We start from the raw sequence: 19,787 nt of genomic DNA, 5'->3' as shown, positions 1-19,787 counted from the left end.
CCCCGCCCCACCCCCCCCCCCCCCCCCCCCCCCCCCCCCCCCCCCCCCCCCCCCCCACCCCCCCCCCCCCCCCCCCGACCCGACCCGCCCCGACCGCAAGGGAGGCCCCATGACCACCGCACGAGGCGACTCGCTGGACCGTCTCGGCGCGCGCATCCGGCACCACCGCCGCCAACTCGGACTGACGCTCGTCGAGGTGGCCGACCAGGCCGGGATCTCGCAGCCCTTCCTCAGTCAGATCGAGCGCGGTAAGGCGGCGCCCAGCATGTCCACGCTCGAGGGTCTCGCCCACGCCCTCGGCACCACCCAGGCCCACCTCCTCGACGCGGTCACCGCCGGCGGGGCCTCCGACACCGGCGGACCCGGAGACTCCGGCCGGGACCCGGCCCATTCCGACCGGGTCGACGTCCAGCGCTCCACCGAGGGCGCCACCCTGACCCGTGCGGAGGGCACGGTCGGCGGTCACACCCGACTCCTGCCCGGAGGCCCGGGGGGCACGCAGTTCCTCGAGTTCGTGGAGACCAACCACGTCCCGGGCCGGTTCTTCGAACACCCCGGCCAGGAATGGCTCTACATCACCCGGGGCACCGTCCTGCTCGAGGTCGGCGATTCGCTCACCCGACTCGAGGCGGGCGACGTCGCGAGGTACAACGGCACCCTCCCCCACCGGTGGTACGTCCCCGACGGCGGCGAGGCGTGCCTCATCGTCGCCCGACCGGGTTGACCGCGACCGGGTTGACCGCGACCGGGCCGCCCGACCTGCGCCTGACCAGTACGACCACCACGACCACCCACCTCACTGCCCTGGGACATCCCCGCCCCGGCGCCCTCCCTCGCGCGCCGACCTGGGGCGCCCTGCGGGGGCCGAGCAGGGCACCCCAGGTCAGAGCACCCAAGACCGTGCACCGCCCACGGCGCCACACCCTTCACCGAACCAGAAGCCGGACCCGGACCCGGACCCCCCCGAGACCGCCCGCACCACGCATGCCCTCTACCTGCGGTGCCCTGCGGAGGGTGCGCAGGGCACCCCAGGTCAGCGGGCGCCGCGGTGATCAGCGACGACGACGAGGCCGGGCATCTCCCCGTAATGAGATGACACTCGCTCGCGTGTTCGATCCAGTCTCCCTGCCCACGATGTCAGACCTAGAACATACGGTCGAACCATGACGAGCACCTCCAAGTCCGACGCCCATGATTCCGCCTCCCATGCGGCGATCGTCCCCGATGCCCCCGACCCGTTCGTGCCGCCTAAGGGGTTCACCACAGCGACCGGTCCCGCCGTCGACGTGATCGTCCCGGAGGCCTACGCCCGGTGGGATCCACATCAACAGCGCGGATATCTCGCCCAACGCCTGATCAACGCGGCCGAGGGACGCACCGTCGCCTTCGCCTACGATTGCGTCCGGGTCGCGGGGCAGCGCGACCGCCACCGGGACCCGTGGGAGACCGCCGCCTCGATCGTCAGCGCCTCGATGGCGTTGTCCCGGCACGGCGCCTCGCGTCTGGTCACCACCGCGGTCGAGTTGACCGAGCGGCTCCCCCGTACCGCGGCCCTGCTCGCGACCGGATGGATCGGCATCCTCGCCGCCCACACGATCGCCGAGGAGACCGCGATGGTCTCCGATGAGCTCATGCCCGAACTCGACAGGCGGATCAGTGAGGCACTGGCTCCCACCAGGCGCCGCACACACCCGCCGAGACTCGGCCCGCTACGAAAGATGCTCACCAAGACCGTCTCGGCGTGCGACCCGGTCGGGGCCGACGCCAGGGCGAGGGAGGCGCGGCGGGACCAGGACGTCGAGATGGTGCCGCTGGCCGACGACAGGGCCCTCATCACAGCGCACCTCACCGCGGAGACCGCCGTGGAGATCGCCGACCGTATCGAGGCCCTCGCGCGCACCGCCTCCGAGGACGACCCGCGTTCTCTCGGTGAGTTGCGTGCCGCGGGCCTACTGGCGCTGAGTCGCGGGTGGGCCTGCCTGCCCGACGTCGACGGCGAACACCCCGGTGACCCGGACGGACAGGCGGCCGCTCGGCGGGTGACCATCTACGCCTACGACGACGGCAGTCCGGACAACCGTGGCCTCACGCTGGCCGGCTACGGGCCGATCACCGGTCACACCGCCGACCAGCTGGAGCGCAGCGCTCGTCGCCGGATCGACTCACTGGCAGATCTCGCGGACCCCGACTGCTACGCGGCCCGGCGGTACACGCCCTCCGAGGCGTTGGCACGCTTCTGCAAGGGCCGCGACGGCACCTGTGTCTTCCCCGGGTGCCAGACGCCGGCCGAGAAGACCGACCTCGACCACATCATCCCGTTCGACCATGACAACCCGGAGTGCGGCGGGCACACCACGTCCGATGATCTCGGCTCCCTCTGCCGCTTCCACCACCGACTCAAGACCGAGGGAATCTGGGCTTACTACCGGGACATCGACGGAACCTACGTCTGGCTCCACGGCCCCAATCACCCGGAGGCGGATCCGGGAACGCGCATCACGACGGCCCCCGGTGGACCGCTGGCCGCGCTCGCCCCGCCGCGGCATCCGGAGTCCAGCCGACGGCAGCAGGACGCGGCCGAAGCCGGCAGGACCGGCAGCGGCTCACCGGCGTCGAGGAGGCGCCCCCACCTGCGTCACCGCCGCGCGGCGGAGCGCAGCAGACTGCGGGCCCAGGCGCACCATCGTCAACAGGAACCCCGGTCAGGGCGCCCGCCGCGCTCGGCTCCCCCGCAGGATGACCGGCCCCAGCAGGACCAGCCGCGGTCCTCGGCGTTCGATGATGAGCCGCCGTTCTGATGGCGGGGCCGTCAGTAGCGGGGTCTCGTCGGGTACCAGCCGTCGTCGGGGCGGTGCGGGCCGATCGACCGGACCTCGCGGAACTCGAAGCCCGCGAAGTCGTCCGCGAGGCGGTCCCAGTTCTCGCGAGTGATCGCGGTGGTGACCGCCCCCGCGATGCGACCAACACCTCCGTAGATGCCGGACAGCTGGTTTCCGGTGACGCCCATGGACGTGCGCGCGCCGGTCGAGAAGTGGTGCAGCCTGGTCACCCAGGGCGCGGAGCCCGGTCGGCGTTCGGTGAACTCGAAACCCGGTCCGAGGTAGGGGTTGCGTCCTGCCGGGTGGCCGGCGGCGAAGTCGTGCACGTCGGCCCACAGGGCGATGTCGTCGACGAACTCCGCGAGCTCCGGGCGCAGTCGCAGGTCGACCTCGTACCCGGTCGCGGCGATCACCACATCGGCGTGGAACCGGCCGGCGGGGGTGACGATGGCGAGCTCGGTCCCGCCCGCGCCGTCGTCGACCACCGCGACCGAGTCCCAGGCACAGCCTGTGCGCAGTGCGAAGTCGGGATGGGCGAAGCACCGCCACACCGTGTGCTGGGTCGGCGGCTGCGGCAAGCCCCCGCTGAACAGGGTGAAGTCCCACTTCGCGCGATCGTCGAGGTCGTAGAAGCGTTCCTGCATGCCGGGGAACTCCATCCACCGCAGCGGGTTGGAGTCCGGGACGGTGTCCCGCCGCATGAACACCTCCGCTCGCGCGGCGCCGTGGTCGAGCGCGGTGGCGGCGTTGTCGAACCCGGAGGCTCCGCCGCCCAGGACGGCGACCCGCCGGCCGCGCAGGGCCTCGAAGTCGATCGGGTCCTCGGTGTGGAACCAGCGCTCGCGCGGCAGCGCACGGACCATCTCCGGCACCCGCTGTCCGCCGCCGCCGCTGAGGCCGAGGGCGAACACGATCCGCCGGGCGGTCACGGTCTGGGTGGCACCGCCGGCGGCGGCCACCTCCACGACGAACGGGCCATCCGCCGTGGCGGGGCGGTGCACGGCGGTCACCTGCGTCTCGTGGCGGACCTCGATCCCCGCTGCCTCGCGATACCAGCGCAGGTAGTCGTTCCAGTCCAGGCGCGGAACGAGGTCGATCTCCTGCCACGCCTGCTCGCCGTAGACCGCCTCGAACCAGCGGCGAACGTGCAGCGACGGGACGTCGAACTCGATGCCGCGCATGTGTTTGGGGCTGCGCAGGGTGTGCATGCGTGCGTAGCGGTCCCAGCAGCCCACCCGGTCGGCGGGCCCGTCATCCACCACCAGGACCCGGTCGATCCGTTGACGTCCGAGGGCGAAGGCGGCGCCGAGTCCGGCCTGACCGCCTCCGATGACGAGCACATCGAGTTGCGCGCATCCGGGTTCGCGCGGGATCCAGTCGCGAGCATGGCTCGTGGTGGCGATGTCCTCGCGGACGCGCGCGGTCAGCGCGGCCAGCCTGGCGTCGGCGTCTGCGAGACGACGGGGGCTGCGGCCCGCGGTGGCGGGGCTGGTGTCGCCCGGAGTGGGCAGCGTGGGCGCGTCGGGCATCACGGAGGTCATGGACGTCTCCTGCGGCATCGGGACCCGGGTCCTGTGCCCGGGCGGACACCGCGCCGCTGCCTGACTGATGACTCGGCCGCCGGGGCGTCGGTCGCCCGGCGGCCGGGTCGGCTGGGCCGACCGCACCGCCGCGGTGTCGCCTCCGAGTCTGACACCAGCGCTTTTCCGCCGTGTTACGCCGACGTGAGGGCGATGTGGCGCGCCGGCCGATCCGCGTCGCCGGCGGCGACGTCCCGCGTGAAGCTCGCCAGCGCCGCGCACAGTGGGCCTGGTGCGGACAGCTGCGGGACGTGGCCCGTGTGGAGCGTGACCACCCGGGCACCAGGGGTGAGCTGCTGCATGCGTCGCTGCGCGATGATCGGCACGGTGCGATCCCCGGTGGCTTCGACGTACAACCGCGGCAGGGCGCCGAAGCGCGCAGGGGTCCAGGCGGCGGAGATCAGCCGGGCGCTCTCCCGCTGCGGACGCAACCGTCGCGCGGCAGCGATCGCCTCCCCCTCCAGGGCATCGTGGAAGAACACCGCCGCCGCGGCCTCGGGCGGGACCGAGGTCTCGCGACCATCGGCGCTCGACTCGAGCCACCGGGAGATCCCCACATCCGTGGGCAGGCCGATCCCGGCGCAGAGCTGCGCGAAGTCCACCCCCGAAGGCAGCATCATCCCGGCGACGAAGGCGACCCCGGCGACCCGGTCCGGAATCAGTTCGGCGACCCGGGTCACCACGACCCCGCCGCCGGAGTGCCCCACGAGAACGGCGGGTCGTTCGAGAAGCCGCACGAGTGCCGAGACATGGTCGGCCAGGGTGTCGAGGTCGACCACCTCGTCGTCGTCGCCGCCAACGCCCGGTAGGTCGACCACATGGGGGCGGAGGCCGGCCGCACGGAGCGGACCGGTGACGGTGTCCCACACCCAGCCGCCGGCCCACGCGCCGTGGACCAACACCACGTCCGTCACGGTGTCGACCTCCATTACCGGGCCGACGCCGCCAGGACCCGGGCCGCCTCGCGAACCGCCGCGGTATTGGCCTTGCCGTGCCGGGACCCGGCGAGCTTGGCTGCGATGTGTTCGCGGACGGTGACGGGCTCGTAGGCGTCGCCGTCGGTGCCCACGAACTCGGGCAGGGTGGCCACCACGGCGTCGACGTTGCCGTCGTGAAAGAACGCGGCAGAGCGGCGGCGGACGATGCGGCCGTCGACGATCGGTGGCGCCACGCGGTGCAGGGTCGACATCCACCGGTCGTTGGTCAGCCGCGCGGTGAGGTCGCCGAGGTTGACCAGCAGGCCGTCCTCCACGGGCTGGACGTCGTGCCAGCCTCCGTCGGTGCCGAGGACCTGGAGACCGGCAACCCGGTCGGCCCACAGGACCGTGACCAGACCGAAGTCGGTGTGCTCGCCCATTCCCTTGAGTTCGCCGTCGAGCGAGACGGGCCCCTCGTCGAGGGCGTAGTTGACCATGCGGAGAACGTCGATCGAGTGGTCGGTGAGCTGCTCAAAGTACCCCGCGGGCTGGCCGAGGGCGTCGGCGAAGACGCGGGTGAGCGTGCGCGCGACACGGGAGGCCTCGGCGAAGTAGGCATCGACCCGCTCGCGGAAACCGGGCCGCCGGCCACCGGGGAGATCGGGCCACACGTTGATCCCGTAGTCGTCCTCCGACAGGTCCAGACCGATGAACGAGCGTGCCTCGACCCCCACGTTGAACGCCTCGAAGAAGTCGTTCATCCGCCCCGCGGACTCCACCCCGAGGCTCAAACTGAGCGACTCGCTCCTGGGCGGGCTGTACCCGCGGTTCGCACCGTCCACGCGGTAGGCCTTCTTGGCCTCGAGGGGCAGTGCGAAGAAGTCGTCGATCGCGCCGGCCAGACCGTCGATGACCGCGGGTGCCACGCCGTGTCCGACGATCTGCATGAACCCGACGGTCGAGCAGGCCTCGTCGATCTCGCGGGCGACCCGCGCGCGGTCGTCGGAGGACCCGCCGACGACGTAGGGAGACAGGTCCACCGTGGGGACGTGGAGACCGGGGTGATCAGTGGTCATGAGCTTCTCCTGTGGCGGAGTGGCCGGCCGAGGTGACGGGGGCCGGTGTGCCGGGCCGCGGCGCCCACCACGCGGGGTGGGGGCCGGTGCACGACCATGTCTACCGAGGGCGGGTTCCGTCGCCGTCACCCGCGTGTGACCACCGTATTAACGGTCAGCTCCGCGGGAGCCGGGCGGCCATCGCCTCGAGCGCGTCCGCCGTGAGCCGCCCGTGCACCCGGAGTCGCGCGATGCCGCCGTCGGGGAAGACGTCGATGCGGACGAACCGGACGGGGTCGGGGTCTGTGCCGGGAGTGTCGGGGCCGGCGGGGGCCCCGACGAGGAACCGGTGGCGGCAATCGGGCTGCAGCGGGGTGCGGGGCACCAACTCGACCCAGGTCTCGGGGCGGTCGAGGTCCTCGGCCCTGCGGATGCCGTGCAGGGACGCCGATCCGGGGGCGTTGCCGACGTAATAGGAGGTGTCGATCTCCACGTGATCGACCGTGCCCGGGCCGGCCAGGGCAATGGTGACGTGGTCGTTGCCGTCGTCGCGGCGGCGGGCGTTCTCCCAGCCCTCGCCCATGTGGCGGGAGCGGCCGGGGGCGATGATGTTGGCCGGTGACGAGTAGAACAGGTCGGAGCAGTCGACGATCCGCCCGCCGTTCTCCGCCGCCGCCAGGTCGACTGTGCCCGCCAGGAACCGGGGGTCCGGCGCGGGTTCGCCGTGCACCCGCAGCCTGGCGATGCCCCCGTCGGGGATCATCCGCAGCCGCACGTGGGTCACGGGCGTCTCGTCGGCCACCGCGTAGGCGTTGCGGGTGTCGCCCTGCGCGGGGGACGGCGGGACCAGCGGCCGCCACGATGCCGCGGCGAGCTGCTCGGCGTCCGGGTAGCCCTCGACCCACGCACCGTCGAGGGCGACCTGCGGCGGGTAGTTGCCGCGGAAGAAGGCGGTGTCCACCACGACGCCGCGGACCACGCCCGGCACCCCGAGCCGGATGATCGCCGCGTCCTCGCCCGGCGTTCGACGGCGACGGCTCTCCCAACCGTCGTAGACCTTGCCCTTGTGCCCGAACAGGGTCGGGTCGAAGACCGGCTCGCCGGGCAGGAGCAGATTCTCCTTCTCGGCGAAGAACTCGTCGTCGGCGTGGACGACCGCGCCCGCGAGGGTGCGGGAGGCCAGATCCGGCAGTGTGAGGAAGTCAGGCGTGGTGGACGGGGTCGCGGTCATGCGGGGGTCTCCATTCTGGACGAGGCCAGGGAAGGGATGGGGCGGAGCACCGGGTGGCCCGCAGCCGGGCGGTCCAGGTCCACGCGGTGGCCGGCGAGGTAGACCTCGCGCACGACGCCGGCCAGGGCCCGTTCGGCGTAGGCGGTCACGGGGTTCTTGTGCTCCAGCCGCTCGGGCAGGACCACGAAGGCGTCGTCGGGGGCCAGGACCACCAGGTCCGCGCGGGCGCCGGGACGGATAGCCCCCCGGTCGGGAAGGCCGACGAACGCGGCGGGCCCGGAGGCCATCCACCGCACCACGTCGGGCAGCCCCATCCCCCGGCGCCGGGCCTCGGACCACATTATCGGCAGGCCCAGTTGGACGGAGGCGATCCCGCCCCACGCCTCACCGAAGTCGCCGGTGTCGAACCGCTTGAGCTCGGGCACGCACGGGGAGTGGTCGGAGACCACCAGATCGATGGTCCCGTCGCGCAGCCCCTCCCACAGTCCCTCGCGGTTGCCGGCCTCCCGGATCGGCGGGCAACACTTGTAGTGGGTGGCACCGGGTTGGATCTCCTCGGCGAAGAGCGACAGGTAGTGCGGGCACGTCTCCACGGTGATCGGCAACCCCTCGGCCTTGGCGGCGCGGATCAGCGGCAGTGCGTCGGCGGCGGACAGGTGCAGGATGTGCGCGCGGCACCCGGTGCGCCGGACGCCGTCGATCACCTGCGCCACCGCGCGGACCTCCGCCGTCACGGGCCGCGAGTCGAGGAACCCGGCGTATGCCGGCCCGGACGGCGCGGGCTGCGCGTCGATGGTCCCGGCGTCCTCGGCGTGGACGATCAACAGGCCGTCGAACGACGCGATCTCCGCCATGGCCGCGAGCATCTGCGCCGGGTCCAGCGGCGGGAACTCGTCGATCCCGGAGTGCAGCAGGAAGCACTTGAACCCGAACACGCCGCGGTCCCACAGTTCACGCAGCCGGCCGAGGTTCTCCGGCACCGCGCCGCCCCAGAAGCCGGTGTCGACGTGCAGTTTGCCCACCGTGCTGCCGAGTTTGGCGTCGAGCGCGGCGGGGCCGGTGGTGACGGGGCTGGAGTTGAGGGGCATGTCGATCAGGGTCGTCACGCCGCCGCGGGCCGCGGCGCGGGTGGCGCTGGCGAAGCCCTCCCAGTCGGTGCGTCCGGGTTCGTTGACGTGCACGTGGGTGTCGACCAGGCCGGGCAGCAGGACCACGTCGCGGGCCAGGGTCACCGTGTGGGCGCCGGTGGGTGCCCGGTCGAGTGCGCCCGGGGCCACGTCGACGGTGGTGATGGTGCCGTCGGCGACGACGACGAGGGCCTCCCGCTCGGCACCTTCGACGATCGCCCGGTGGGCCCGGATCACCAGGTCGGGGTGGGTCATCTGCTCTCCTCATGGTCGGTTCCCGGGCGTGTCAGCGCGGCCAGGTCGGCGCGATCGACGCCGGCGCGGGTGGTGATCTCGTCCGCGGTGACGGCCCCGCAGTCCAGTGCGCGGACGCAGAAGTCGGCCAGGGCGCGGGCGGTGGCGGGTTCGTCGAGGTATCCGGCGTCCGGGCCCGTGCCGAGGTAGGCGGCGATCCTCGCGCACGCGGCCGGCACCGAACGCCGGTAGAAGGCGTAGGTGGCCACGTACCGGGACACCAGCTGCGCGGGATGCAGGTCCCAGCCCTGATAGAAGCCGCGGCGCAGTGACCGGTCGATCAGCCGCGCGTGCAGACGCCACCCCGCGCGCACCGCCTCCGCGTCGCCGACGGGCAGCCGGTTGGTGGAGCCGTCGGACAGCGCCACCCCGGTGCCGGCGGCCGCGACCTGCATGACGGCTTTGGCGTGGTCGGCGGCCGGGTGGTCCATGGCCTGGTACTCGGCGGCGATCCCGCAGGCGGCCGAGTAGTCGTAGGTGCCGTAGTGCACACCGATGCAGCGCCCGTCGGCGGCGTGGATCAGCCGGGCGACCAGTGCCGAACCGTCGGGGGCGCAGATCGACTGCGGGGTCTCGATCTGGATCTCGAACCGCAAGGCGCGCTCCGGCAGGCTGCACGCCGCTTCGAGGTCGCGGCAGATCCCGACCATCGCGCGCACCTGGTCGACGGACGTCACCTTGGGCAGGGTGGGCCGGAACCCCGCCAACAGCGCGTCGCGATCCGGTGCGGCGGCCAGCCCGGCGACCACGCGGGTGAACGTGAGGACACCCCGGCGGCGGGTGGCCGGGTCGAGGGACCCGAACCGCACGCCCCAGAACGGCGGCGACGACGACCGCCCTGACCAGCGGGTGATCACCTCGGCCAGCACCCGGTCCACATGCCCGTCCTCGTCGCGGTCCCGCCTCCCGGGGGGCACATCCCGCTGGGTGAAGCCGTCCTCGAAGTCGATGCGCAGGTCCTCGACCGGTTCAACCTCCAGCTTGGCCCGGACCAACGCGTGGATCGCGGGGGCGTCCGCCGGGGCCACCAGATCGCCACCGCCGGAATCACCGCTGACCTGGGCTCCCCTGAACACCCTCTGCAGGGCAGCGGGGTCCGGCAGGTGTTCGTCGAACGCGGCGAGAGCGACCGCGCCCACTTCGCTGACAATCCCGGCGTGCACGCGATCCGCGGGCAGGTACAGGGTGTGGACGGGTTGGCGACCGGTGGGCGGCCCGGGGAACAGCTCGGCTTGCTCGGCGTCGTGGGCCGCGAGGCGGGCGTCGACGCCGGCGAGGACGACGTCCGGGTCCGGGCCGACGACCGGGTCCGGTGTGGGGAGTGGGTTCACGCGTACTCCTGGGAACGAGGGGGTGGGCGCGACCCGCCCGCTACACCTGTCTATCGACGCACGGTTCCGCCATGGTCACCCACGCGTGTCCCCCGTGTTACGCCGCGAATGGATGCGCCCGACGGCGCTCACCGGTGGATCGCGGCATCCATCCCCACCAGCGGTGCCCCGGTCCCGCCCCGGCGATGGGCGACGAGCTCGGCCGCGATCGACAGCGCGGTCTCCGCGGCAGTTCGCGCGCCCAGGTCCAGCCCGATCGGCGAGTGCACGCGCTGCAGCCCCGCCTCGGGGACCCCCTCCGCGCGCAGGTCCGTCATCCGCTGGGTGTGGGTGCGTCGGCTGCCCATCGCGCCGATGTACCCGGCGCGGGTCCGCAGCGCCTCGACCAGCAGCGGGATGTCGAACCTGGGATCGTGGGTGAGGACGCAGATCGCGGTGGAGACGTCGACGCGGGTCCCGGCGAGGTACTGGTGCGGCCACCGCCGCACCACCTCGGCGGCCGCCGGGAAGCGCTCGGCGGCGGCGAACACCGGTCGGGCATCGCACACCGTCACCCGGTACCCGAGCTGCGCACCCATCGGTACGAGGGCTTCGGCGAACGCGGTCGCGCCGAACACCAGCAACCGCGGCGGGTCGAGCCGGTGCAGGAAGGCGCGGGCCGGCAGGGCGGCGCCGTCTGCAGCGCTGTCGGCGGCAGGGGCGGCGGCAGGGTCGGCGAAGATGACGCCGGTTCCGCGCCCCTCGGCGATCGCCGCGGCCACCGGCCCGCCGGCCCAGGGCGGGGCCTCGTCGTCGTCGACCCCTGTGCCGCCGTCTCCCCCCGCCACCATCCACTGCCCGGCGCACGGGCCGTCCAGAACGGTGGCCGCGACCACGGCGTGGCCCTCGCGCGCGGCGGCGAGCAGTCGGTCAACGGGGTGCGCGGGGCCCGGCGGTGGCGCGGGGCCCGGCGGTGCCGCGGGGGCGAGGGGTTCGACGAACACCTCGAGCGATCCGCCGCAGGTCGGGCCCACGTCGAGGAGGGGGTCGGGGAGTTCGTCGTCGTCGGGGCCGAAGCGCGCGAGGGCGGGGTGGCCGTCGGCGATGACCTGCTCGCACAGGGTGTACACCGCCGCGTCCACGCAACCGCCGGAGACGCCGCCGACCACCTCGCCGGTCGCGGAGACCGCCATCGCGGTGCCCGGGGCCAGCGGCGCCGACCCGCCCGTCGCGACGACCCGGGCCAGCGCACACGCGACGCCGGCGGCGCGCCAGCGGGCCAGGGTCTCGGCGACGGGGATGTCCATGCGCTCAGGATGGCGAGGTCACATTGCCGAGGTGTTACCGCCGGGGTTCAGTCGTGGCGCGCGCCCATGAGGTGCAGGATCCGGTGCACGGTATCGTCGACGAGGGTGTAGCGCACGATGCGACCGTCGGCGTCGTCGCGCGTCGCGCTGACCCAGCCCTGGTCGCGCAGGATCCGCAGCGCCTGGGACGCCGCGTTGCGGGTGATGCCGACGGCGTCGGCCAGGTCGGAGACCGTCGCGAAGCCCGGCCCGGCGTGGTGCATGTGCGCCAGGAGACCGAGGCGGGTGGGGTCGGCGAGCAGGTCGAAGCGCGCGGCCCAGTCGTTCACGTCCATCGGTTCACGTCCATCGGTTCCTCCGTAACAGCCGCGACACATTCCGCCTCTACGCTCGGGCGCACTAGATGTCCGACCGGACACGTATCTCCCGTGGGTAGGAGACGCACTTGAGACCGTTCTACGCCGTCACCGGTGTGTGCCTCGCAGTGGCCCTGGCCGCGTCGGGATGCGCGATGCCGTCCGCCGCTGGTGACGGCGGGGAGGGTGGTGGCAGCGGCGGCGGGAGCGTCGGCGGCCGGGTCGTGCTGGCCGACTCGGCGCCGCTGGGCGAGTTCAACCCGGTCTCCGGTTATGGCTCGACCGGCGTCTCGCCGCTGTACGAGGGGCTCCTGCGACCGGCGGCGGAGGACGACGAGACGCTGCCCGACCTCGTGCCCGCGCTGGCCGCAGCCGACCCGGAGGTCAGCGACGACGGGCTCACGTGGACCGTCCGACTGCGCGAGGGCGTGCGGTTCCACGACGGCACCGCGCTCGATTCCGGGGACGTCGCGGCGACCTACCGGGCGGTGGCCGATCCGGTGTCGGGCTCGCCGATCGCGTCGGACTACACGTCGATCGCCCGGATCGGCACGCCGGACCCGCTCACCGTGGAGTTCGGACTCGACGCACCGGACCCGGGGATGCCCGCGCGACTGCTGCTCGGCATCGCCCCGTCCGAACTGCTCGCGCCGGGGCCGGCCGCGGAGTCCCCGCTCAACACCGCGCCCGTCGGCACCGGCCCCTACCGGCTCCAGCGCCTCTCCCCCGGCGAGGCCGTGCTGGTGGGCGATCCCGACCACCGCGACGGCGCCCCCGACGTCGACACCCTCGTCTTGCGATCGGTGCCCGACGAGAACGCCCGCGCCCAGATGATCGTCACCGGCGAGGTCGACGGCACCGTCCTGCCACCCGCACTGGCTGCCGGGCTGGCCGGCCGCGACGGGCTGGAGCTGGTGTCGGTGGGCAGCGCCGACTGGCGGGCCGTGGCCTTGCCCAGCGCGCACCCCTTCACCGGCGACCCGGCGGTCCGGCGCGCGCTAACGCTGGCCGTGGACCGCGAGTCGCTGGTCGAGCACGTCCTCGCCGGGCACGGCCGGCCCGCCACCTCGCCGATCACCGACGCCTACCCGGAGTTCGAACCGGTGGGCGTAGCCGGCGAGCAGCCCGATGCGGACCCGGCCGCGCGCCGGGCCGACGCGCGGGGCCAGCTCGCGGAGGCCGGGTGGCGGCCCGGGCCGGACGGGGTGCTGGTCCGCGGGGGCTCCGCCGACAGGGCCGAGTTCGTGCTGGCCTATCCCGTCGCCGACTCGCTGCGCCGCGAACTCGCCTCGGCGGTGGCCGACCAGCTGCGCGAGGTGGGCGTGGCCGTGGAACTGTGGGGCGGGACGTGGGACGAGATCGAGGCCCGCGCCGGGGAGGTGGCGGTCCTGCTCGGCGGCGGCGACAACCCGTACACCGTCGACACCCAGGCCTACCGGACCCTGCACTCGCCGACCCCGCTGTCCGGACCGCTGGACAACCCCGGTGGCTACGGCAACGCGGACGTCGACCGCGCCCTCGACGCCGCCCGCCGGGCCTCCGACCCGGCCGAACGGACCCGCCTCTACCGGCAGGCCCAGCAGGCCTACCACCGCGACCCCGGGCACCTGTTCCTCGTGACGCTCGACCACACCTATCTCGTCCGCGACACCGGCCACACCGGCCCCGCCCCGATCCTCGAACCGCACTCCCACGGCGCGACCTGGGGACCGTGGTGGGCGGTCGCGCACTGGACGGCCCGCCCGTGATCCGCCGACTGCGCGAACGTCGGGCCGACCTCGCCCGCGTCACGATCCGCCGCGCGCTGGCCGTGCCGCTCGTGGTGCTCGCCGTGACGCTGGCGGCGTTCGTCATGGCCGACGCCTCACCACTCGACCCGCTGGCCGCCCACCTCGGCGACGGCTACGAACGCCTGACCGACGCCGAACGCTCGGCCGCCGCCACCGCCCTCGGCACCGATCGGCCCTGGTGGCAGGCCTGGACACAGTGGATCGCGGGACTGGCGACGGGCGACGCCGGCTACTCCCCCACCTACCGCCAACCGGTGCTCGACGTACTCACCGAGCGACTTCCGTGGACCGTGGGACTGTCTGCGGTGGGGCTGGGGATCGCCCTCGTCGTCGTCGTCCTCTCCGGCCTCATCGCGGCAGCGCGCCCCCACGGCGCGGTCGACCGGGCGCTCGCCGGGGCGGCGGTCACGCTGAGTTCGATCCCGACGTTCGCGCTGGCCCTGGGCTCGGTGGCGGTGTTCTCGGTGGCGCTGGGGTGGCTGCCCGTCTCCGGCGCGGCCCCGCCCGGCCAGGCGGCCACGGTGGGCGGCGTGGTGCGCTACGGCATGCTGCCCGCGCTCGTGCTGGCCGCCGGGCAGGTGCCGTGGATGCTGCTCGCGTTCCGGCGGGCGGTGCTCGACGCGGAGGCGTCGCCGGCCGTCGCCGAGGCGCGGGCCCGTGGACTGGGCGAATGGACCGTTCTGAGCAGGCACGTCGCACCCGTCGCGTGGGCGCCGCTTATCGCGCTGCTCGGCTCGCGGGTGCCCGAAGTGATGGTCGGATCGCTGGTCGTGGAGACCGTCTTCGCGTGGCCCGGGGTGGCGGCTGCGACCGTCGACGCCGCGCTCGGGGCCGACTTCGCGCTGCTCGCCGCGGTGACGGTGGCGGCGTCGCTCACCGTCCTGGTCGGCACGTGGCTCGCCGACTGCCTGCTGCTCGTCGCCGACCCGAGGGTGCGGATCGATGCGTGATCGAGTGGTGGGCGGGGTGATGCTCGTGGCCGTGGTGGCGTTCGCCCTGGTGTGGCCCGCGATCGCGCCCGCGGGCATGGCCTCGTCGGGGTACCTGTCTGCCGACCTGTCGCCGACGTGGGCGCACCCGATGGGCACCGACGGGCTGGGGCACGACCTGTCCGTCCGGGTGGCCCAGGCGCTGCGGGTGTCGCTCGCGGTCGCCGCGGGCGCCGCGGTGCTCGCCGGAGTGCTCGGGGTGGCGGTGGGCGCCGGAGCGGCGGCGTGCGGTGGCCGGGTCGACGCGGCACTCATGCGGTGCACCGACGCCGTCGCCGCCGTGCCGCACCTGCTCGCCACGGTCGTGGTTGTGGCGCTGTTCCGGGGCTCGCTCGCCGCCATCGTGGTGGCCCTGGCGCTGACGCACTGGCCGGCCGTCGCGCGGGTGGTGCGGGCTGAGGCGCAGCAGATCATGGCGTCGCAGTACGTCGCCGCCTCCCGCGTCGCCGGGGCGTCCCCGCTGCAGCTCGCGCGGTGGCACGTCCTGCCGGCCGTGGTCGGGCAGGCCGGCCTCGCGATGGTGCTCATGGTCCCGCACGCCGTGTGGCACGAGTCGACCCTGTCGTTCCTCGGCATCGGGATGCCGCCCGAACGGCCGAGCCTCGGCACACTGGTCGCGCTGTCCCAGTCCGGACTCCTGATCGGCCGGTGGTGGCCGCTCGCCTTCCCCACCGCCGCGCTCATCGCCGTGACCGTGGCGGTCGCGCTGCTGGGGCCCGGGTCGGGGCGGCGAGGGGCGGTGCGGGGCGGGGCGCTGCGGCGCGGGGCCCCCGTGGGTGACCACGACCCCGGCGACCACCACCGCGACGACCACCACCGCGACGACGACGAGGTGGGCGCCAGCCGGGCGAGCCTGACGGTGGACGATCTCGTGGTGGCGCACCGGGCCCCGGGCTCGGTGCGGGCGGTCGACGGGGCATCCCTGCGGATCGAGACGGGCCGGGTCGTGGCGATCATCGGGCCGTCGGGCGCCGGCAAGTCCAGCCTGCTCGACGCCTGCGCCGGGATGACCCCTGCGGGCGCGATCACCGCAGGCCGGGTGGCGCTGGGCTCTGGCGGGTCGACCGGTCACGTCCCCCAGTCCGCCGCGGCCGCGTTCACCCCGACCCGGCACCTGCGGGGGCAGCTCGAGGAAGGACTCGCCGTTGGGCGCCGGGGCCGCGGCGACCGCCGCGCCCCTGACGTCGACGCCCTGTGCCGGCTCGTGAGGGTCAATCCCACCCTGGCCGACCGGTACCCGCACCAACTCTCCGGCGGCCAGCTGCGCCGGATGGCGATCGCGGCCGCGCTGAGCACGAACCCCGCCGTCCTGCTCGCCGACGAACCCACCACCGGCCTGGACGCCGACCTGGCCCTTGCCGTCCTGACGACGCTGCGCCGACTGGCCGACGACACCGGGCTCGCAGTGCTACTCGTGGCCCACGACCACGCCACGATCGCGGAGAGTGGCGTCGCCGACGAGGTACTCGAGATGCGTGGCGGGCGGCTCCGGCCGGTCGCGGAATTGGTGTCGTCATGACGCTGTCCGCACGCGGGGTCGCCTTCCGGCACGCCGGACCCGACGGATTCGCGTTGCCGCCGACCGACCTGACCGTGCGCGGGGGCCGGGTCACCGCGCTCGTGGGGCCCTCCGGAAGCGGCAAGACCACCCTCGCGCACCTGCTCGCCGGGCTGCTGGCCCCCACCGCCGGGACGGTGACGGTGACGGACGAACCCGGCGCGCCGACCGACGGCCCGGGTGTGCGGGAGGTGCGGCGCCGGCGCGGCCGACTGCCCGGGCACACGGCGCTGCTGGATCAGGACCCGATGGCGTCGGCGGACCCCCGGATGACGCTCCGCCGGATGATCGCGCTCCCCGGACGGCTGCGCGGGAGCCCGGTGGACGTGGAGGCGCTCGCCCGGGAGGTCCGACTGGACCCCGGCCTACTCGACCGACGGCCCGAACAGGTCTCCGGCGGACAACTCCACCGCGCCTGCCTCGCCCGGGCGCTGGCCCAGCGGCCGCGTTACCTGATCGCCGACGAGGCCACCGCGCATCTGGACCCCGAGAGCACGAACGCGATCGCGGGCGTCCTGCGGGCCCGCGCCGACGGGGGGCTCGGCGTCCTCGCGATCACCCATGATCAGCGGCTCGCGGCCGACTGGGCCGACGTCGTCCACACGATGGGCGACGCCGCCGGAAGCTAGTTCAGCCCGGCGTAGGAGTGCAGGCCCGAGACCACAATGTTGATGAAGAACAGGTTGAACACCAGCACAGCGAAGCCGGCGATGTTGATCCACGCCGCCTTCTTGGGGCCCCAGCCGCTGGTCGCACGGGCGTGCAGGTAGCCCGCGTAGAGCACCCACGAGATGAACGACACCGTCTCCTTGGGGTCCCAGCCCCAGAAGCGGCCCCACGCGCTCTCGGCCCACACGGCGCCGAGCAGGATGCCCACGCCGAAGACCGGGAAGCCGATGACCGTGGTGCGGTACGCGAGGCGGTCGAGGGTCTCGGCGGCCGGCAGTGGACGGGCCAGGCGGGCGCCCCACCCGTGCTCCTGCCCCTGCGGCTGCCACACGCGGATGAGGTACATGATCGACACGACACCGGGGATGAGCAGGATGCCCGAGCCCAGCGCGATGATCGACACGTGGATCGGCAGCCAGTACGAGCGCAGCGCCGGCACCACGGGAGCGGCATCCGAGTACAGGTGGGTCCCGCCGAAGAACAGCAGCACCAGGATCGGCACCAGCAGATACGGCCACACCACCTGCAGCGCGGGCTTGCGCAGCCAGATCAGCCCCGCCGCCACCGCCAACAGCGTGCTGCCCAGGATGAACTCGTACATGTTGCCCCACGGGAACCGCTCCGTGGACAGCCCCCGCAGGACGAGGGACGCGGCGTGGAACACGAACCCGAGCACCACGAACAGCTGCGCGATCCGCGCCCAGCGCACGTTGCCGGCCGAGGCCCGCTCCTCGTCGCCGGTGTCGGTGAGGGACCGCGACTCGGTCAGCCCGGTCCCGCCGGCCGTGACCAGCTCCTTCTCCGAGACCTTGGCCACGCGGAAACCCGCGTAGTAGATCAGCGACGCGATCAGCGCCAGTGCATAGATCCCGAAGGCCGTCCGGAACGCCAGGTCCGAGTAGGTGGCCAGCGTCTCATCGATGGGCAGGCCCTGTGCGAGGGTCAGAGTGATCACCGGGTGTCGTCCTTCCGCGCAGCGTCGGCGGCGGTGCCGCGACTAGTTGAAGTGTGGCCCGTGTCGGCCTCACCCGGCAACACGGGTGTGACAGCCGCCGCCGAGACCAGCCGGTCCCGGAGCTCGTCGAACTCGCTCCCCCAGCCCGATCGGTCCGTCTTGGCCAGGCCACCCAGATCGACACGGGTGACCTCGTCGTCGTCGACACTCACCCGCGCCCAGATCCTCCGGCGCCGCACCATCAGGCTGAGCACCAGGCCCGCCATCATCACGGCGGCGGACACTCCCACCCAGATCTGCGTGGGGTCGGAGGAGACCTGGATGTTGACGAACTCCTCGGCGCCGTCGAACCGGACCTCCGTGCCGTCGGGGAGGGTGGTGGTCTCGCCGGGCCTGAGGTTGACGCGGGCCTCGCGGTTGAGCGCGCCGGACTCGATGAGGTCCGGCTCGAGCGAGAAGACCGACTGCGGGCGGCCCGTGTCCAGGCCGGCGTCCCCGCGGTAGACGTCGATCGCCACCGCCGGGTCGTCCATGCGCGGGAACCGCGAGCTCAGCAGGGTGCCCTCGAACTGCGCGGTCGGCGCGAACAGGCCCTGGATGGCGATCTGCTGCGTCCGCCGCTCGGCCAGATCGGGGTACATGCCAGCGGGCGGGTCGAAGCGCATGATGCCCGAGGACAGGAACGTCTGCAGCTCGGTCGGTGACCAGTGCTGGGTGTCCGTGCGGGTCTCGCCGTTCGGGAACGTCACCGTGAACGTCGGCGCGAAGCCGTGACCCTGCAGGTAGACGCGGGTGGAACCGATGCGCAGCGGGTGGTTGACCCGCATCTCGAACGGCTCCCACGTGTCGGGGTCGGTCGTGGTGACCTCCTCCGTGTAGCGCACGTTGGAGGTGAACATCTCGGCCTGGCCGTTGGACAGGTAGTCGGCGCGGAAGTCCTCGACCTTGATGCAGAACTGCTCGAGGTCCGTGCCGTCCACCAGCAGGCCGGCGCGGAACGAGTCGTACGCGCTGGGCGTGGTGTTGCAGAACGCCGGGGACTCCTCATTGGCGACGATGACGCGCATGCCCTCGGCGTAGACGAACTTGCCGGCCGCGAACATGACGAGCAGCGCGAGCAGGCCGAAGTGGAAGACGATGTTGCCGACCTCCCGCGAGTAGCCGCGCTCGGTGGACAGCTCGATGGTGCCGGGGACGCGGCCGTCGCCGTCGTTGCGGCGGACCCGGCCCTTGAGCTCGCGGCGGATCTGGTCCGCGGCCTGCTCCGGCGTGGCCGTGGTCCGGTATGCGGCGTGGTGCGGCAGGCGGGACAGGTTGCGCGGGGTCAGCGGCGGGGGCGTGCGCAGCTGGCGGACCAGTTCGAAGCAACGCGGGGTGAGGCAGCCAACCAGCGAGACGAACAGCAGGACGTAGATGGCGGTGAACCACCAGCTGCTGAAGACGTCGAACAGTTGGAGCTTGTCGTAGGTCTCGCCCAGCCACCCGTTCTCGGCGATGTATTCGTTGACGTTGCCCTCGTTGAGGCTGCGCTGTGGCAGGAGCGCGCCCGGGATGGCGGCGACGGCCAACAGGAACAGCAGGATCAGCGCCGTGCGCATGGCGGTGAGGGTGCGCCACGCGTTGCGGAGGAACGCGGTGACGGCAGCGGTTCTGGGCATGGGGTCCATCTGCGGGTCGCGGCGCGCCGAGGCGGCTCGGGCCTTACTCGGCGCCGGTCGCACCCAGGCTAGTGGGGCGAACCTGAGCGAATCCTGGCAGGGTGCGGCCAACCACGAGGAGGTCGCGTCGGGTGTGGCGGGGGTCTCCGGCCGGCCGCCGGAGTCTCCCCCG

The 19,787-nt window shown here is 73.4% G+C and carries 16 protein-coding genes; 6 read left to right on the top strand and 10 right to left on the bottom strand.

The genetic code is table 11. From position 1 onward, the window contains the following. Positions 1–109 precede the first annotated feature (109 nt). Positions 110–724, top strand: a complete 615-nt coding sequence (locus Q2K20_RS02485) for a helix-turn-helix domain-containing protein (protein ID WP_067713561.1) — start codon at positions 110–112, stop codon at positions 722–724. 439 nt (positions 725–1,163) lie between these two features. Continuing rightward, positions 1,164–2,798: an HNH endonuclease signature motif containing protein gene (locus Q2K20_RS02480; RefSeq protein ID WP_254050605.1), complete on the top strand. Its 1,635-nt coding sequence runs from the start codon at positions 1,164–1,166 to the stop codon at positions 2,796–2,798. A gap of 11 nt (positions 2,799–2,809) precedes the next feature. On the opposite strand, the gene Q2K20_RS02475 is transcribed toward Q2K20_RS02480, so the two are convergent. From Q2K20_RS02475 to Q2K20_RS02440, 8 genes are all read right to left on the bottom strand, one after another. Beyond that, on the bottom strand, positions 2,810–4,360 hold the full coding sequence (locus Q2K20_RS02475; protein WP_096907485.1) for a SidA/IucD/PvdA family monooxygenase: 1,551 nt from the start codon (positions 4,358–4,360) through the stop codon (positions 2,810–2,812). Positions 4,361–4,533: 173 nt separating this feature from the next. After that, positions 4,534–5,328 carry an alpha/beta fold hydrolase gene (locus Q2K20_RS02470; protein WP_061228881.1) on the bottom strand — a complete coding sequence of 265 codons (795 nt, stop codon included), beginning with the start codon at positions 5,326–5,328 and terminating at the stop codon, positions 4,534–4,536. Further along, positions 5,328–6,392, bottom strand: a complete 1,065-nt coding sequence (locus tag Q2K20_RS02465; RefSeq protein WP_317176614.1) for an isopenicillin N synthase family dioxygenase — start codon at positions 6,390–6,392, stop codon at positions 5,328–5,330. The genes Q2K20_RS02470 and Q2K20_RS02465 overlap by 1 nt, the downstream gene beginning before the upstream one ends. A 154-nt stretch (positions 6,393–6,546) precedes the next feature. Then, positions 6,547–7,602 (bottom strand): allantoicase, encoded by a 1,056-nt coding sequence (alc, locus tag Q2K20_RS02460; protein WP_061228883.1) that lies wholly within the window; start codon positions 7,600–7,602, stop codon positions 6,547–6,549. Continuing rightward, on the bottom strand, positions 7,599–8,984 hold the full coding sequence (gene allB, locus Q2K20_RS02455) for an allantoinase AllB (RefSeq protein WP_096906808.1): 1,386 nt from the start codon (positions 8,982–8,984) through the stop codon (positions 7,599–7,601). The genes alc and allB overlap by 4 nt, the downstream gene beginning before the upstream one ends. Continuing rightward, positions 8,981–10,354 (bottom strand): DUF6986 family protein, encoded by a 1,374-nt coding sequence (locus Q2K20_RS02450; RefSeq protein WP_317176613.1) that lies wholly within the window; start codon positions 10,352–10,354, stop codon positions 8,981–8,983. The genes allB and Q2K20_RS02450 overlap by 4 nt, the downstream gene beginning before the upstream one ends. A gap of 128 nt (positions 10,355–10,482) precedes the next feature. Beyond that, entirely contained in the window at positions 10,483–11,640 is a 1,158-nt protein-coding gene (locus tag Q2K20_RS02445; RefSeq protein ID WP_317176612.1) for an XdhC family protein, read from the bottom strand. 47 nt (positions 11,641–11,687) lie between these two features. Continuing rightward, positions 11,688–11,975, bottom strand: a complete 288-nt coding sequence (locus Q2K20_RS02440; protein WP_269529388.1) for an ArsR/SmtB family transcription factor — start codon at positions 11,973–11,975, stop codon at positions 11,688–11,690. Positions 11,976–12,085: 110 nt separating this feature from the next. Between Q2K20_RS02440 and Q2K20_RS02435 the strand changes: the two genes are divergently transcribed. The 4 genes from Q2K20_RS02435 to Q2K20_RS02420 are packed head-to-tail and all read left to right on the top strand — an operon-like array spanning position 12,086 to position 16,962. Then, entirely contained in the window at positions 12,086–13,744 is a 1,659-nt protein-coding gene (locus tag Q2K20_RS02435) for an ABC transporter substrate-binding protein (RefSeq protein ID WP_317176611.1), read from the top strand. Beyond that, positions 13,741–14,736, top strand: a complete 996-nt coding sequence (locus Q2K20_RS02430) for an ABC transporter permease (protein ID WP_317176610.1) — start codon at positions 13,741–13,743, stop codon at positions 14,734–14,736. The genes Q2K20_RS02435 and Q2K20_RS02430 overlap by 4 nt, the downstream gene beginning before the upstream one ends. Beyond that, entirely contained in the window at positions 14,729–16,294 is a 1,566-nt protein-coding gene (locus Q2K20_RS02425; protein WP_317176609.1) for an ATP-binding cassette domain-containing protein, read from the top strand. Before Q2K20_RS02430 ends, Q2K20_RS02425 begins: the two co-directional genes overlap by 8 nt. Then, positions 16,291–16,962 (top strand): ATP-binding cassette domain-containing protein, encoded by a 672-nt coding sequence (locus tag Q2K20_RS02420; RefSeq protein ID WP_317176608.1) that lies wholly within the window; start codon positions 16,291–16,293, stop codon positions 16,960–16,962. The genes Q2K20_RS02425 and Q2K20_RS02420 overlap by 4 nt, the downstream gene beginning before the upstream one ends. On the opposite strand, the gene ccsB is transcribed toward Q2K20_RS02420, so the two are convergent. Further along, positions 16,959–17,957 (bottom strand): c-type cytochrome biogenesis protein CcsB, encoded by a 999-nt coding sequence (gene ccsB, locus Q2K20_RS02415; RefSeq protein WP_317176607.1) that lies wholly within the window; start codon positions 17,955–17,957, stop codon positions 16,959–16,961. The genes Q2K20_RS02420 and ccsB overlap by 4 nt on opposite strands. Continuing rightward, positions 17,954–19,615, bottom strand: coding sequence for a cytochrome c biogenesis protein ResB (locus tag Q2K20_RS02410; protein ID WP_317176606.1), 1,662 nt, complete (start codon positions 19,613–19,615; stop codon positions 17,954–17,956). Before Q2K20_RS02410 ends, ccsB begins: the two co-directional genes overlap by 4 nt. Positions 19,616–19,787 lie beyond the last annotated feature (172 nt).

Origin of the sequence: Dietzia sp. IN118, assembly GCF_032905965.1 — a bacterium.
GTDB lineage: Bacteria > Actinomycetota > Actinomycetes > Mycobacteriales > Mycobacteriaceae > Dietzia > Dietzia kunjamensis.
Note: the sequence above shows the minus strand (reverse complement) of the source record. Positions and strands in the feature narration are given on the sequence as shown.

Coding starts and splice junctions, on each gene's coding strand:
- alc (WP_061228883.1), bottom strand. CDS start 7,602: ATGACCGCGACCCCGTCCACCACGCCTGACTTCCTCACACTGCCGGAT.
- Q2K20_RS02470 (WP_061228881.1), bottom strand. CDS start 5,328: ATGGAGGTCGACACCGTGACGGACGTGGTGTTGGTCCACGGCGCGTGG.
- allB (WP_096906808.1), bottom strand. CDS start 8,984: ATGACCCACCCCGACCTGGTGATCCGGGCCCACCGGGCGATCGTCGAA.
- Q2K20_RS02440 (WP_269529388.1), bottom strand. CDS start 11,975: ATGGACGTGAACGACTGGGCCGCGCGCTTCGACCTGCTCGCCGACCCC.
- Q2K20_RS02420 (WP_317176608.1), top strand. CDS start 16,291: ATGACGCTGTCCGCACGCGGGGTCGCCTTCCGGCACGCCGGACCCGAC.
- Q2K20_RS02465 (WP_317176614.1), bottom strand. CDS start 6,392: ATGACCACTGATCACCCCGGTCTCCACGTCCCCACGGTGGACCTGTCT.
- Q2K20_RS02425 (WP_317176609.1), top strand. CDS start 14,729: ATGCGTGATCGAGTGGTGGGCGGGGTGATGCTCGTGGCCGTGGTGGCG.
- Q2K20_RS02475 (WP_096907485.1), bottom strand. CDS start 4,360: ATGACCTCCGTGATGCCCGACGCGCCCACGCTGCCCACTCCGGGCGAC.
- Q2K20_RS02445 (WP_317176612.1), bottom strand. CDS start 11,640: ATGGACATCCCCGTCGCCGAGACCCTGGCCCGCTGGCGCGCCGCCGGC.
- Q2K20_RS02485 (WP_067713561.1), top strand. CDS start 110: ATGACCACCGCACGAGGCGACTCGCTGGACCGTCTCGGCGCGCGCATC.
- Q2K20_RS02480 (WP_254050605.1), top strand. CDS start 1,164: ATGACGAGCACCTCCAAGTCCGACGCCCATGATTCCGCCTCCCATGCG.
- Q2K20_RS02410 (WP_317176606.1), bottom strand. CDS start 19,615: ATGCCCAGAACCGCTGCCGTCACCGCGTTCCTCCGCAACGCGTGGCGC.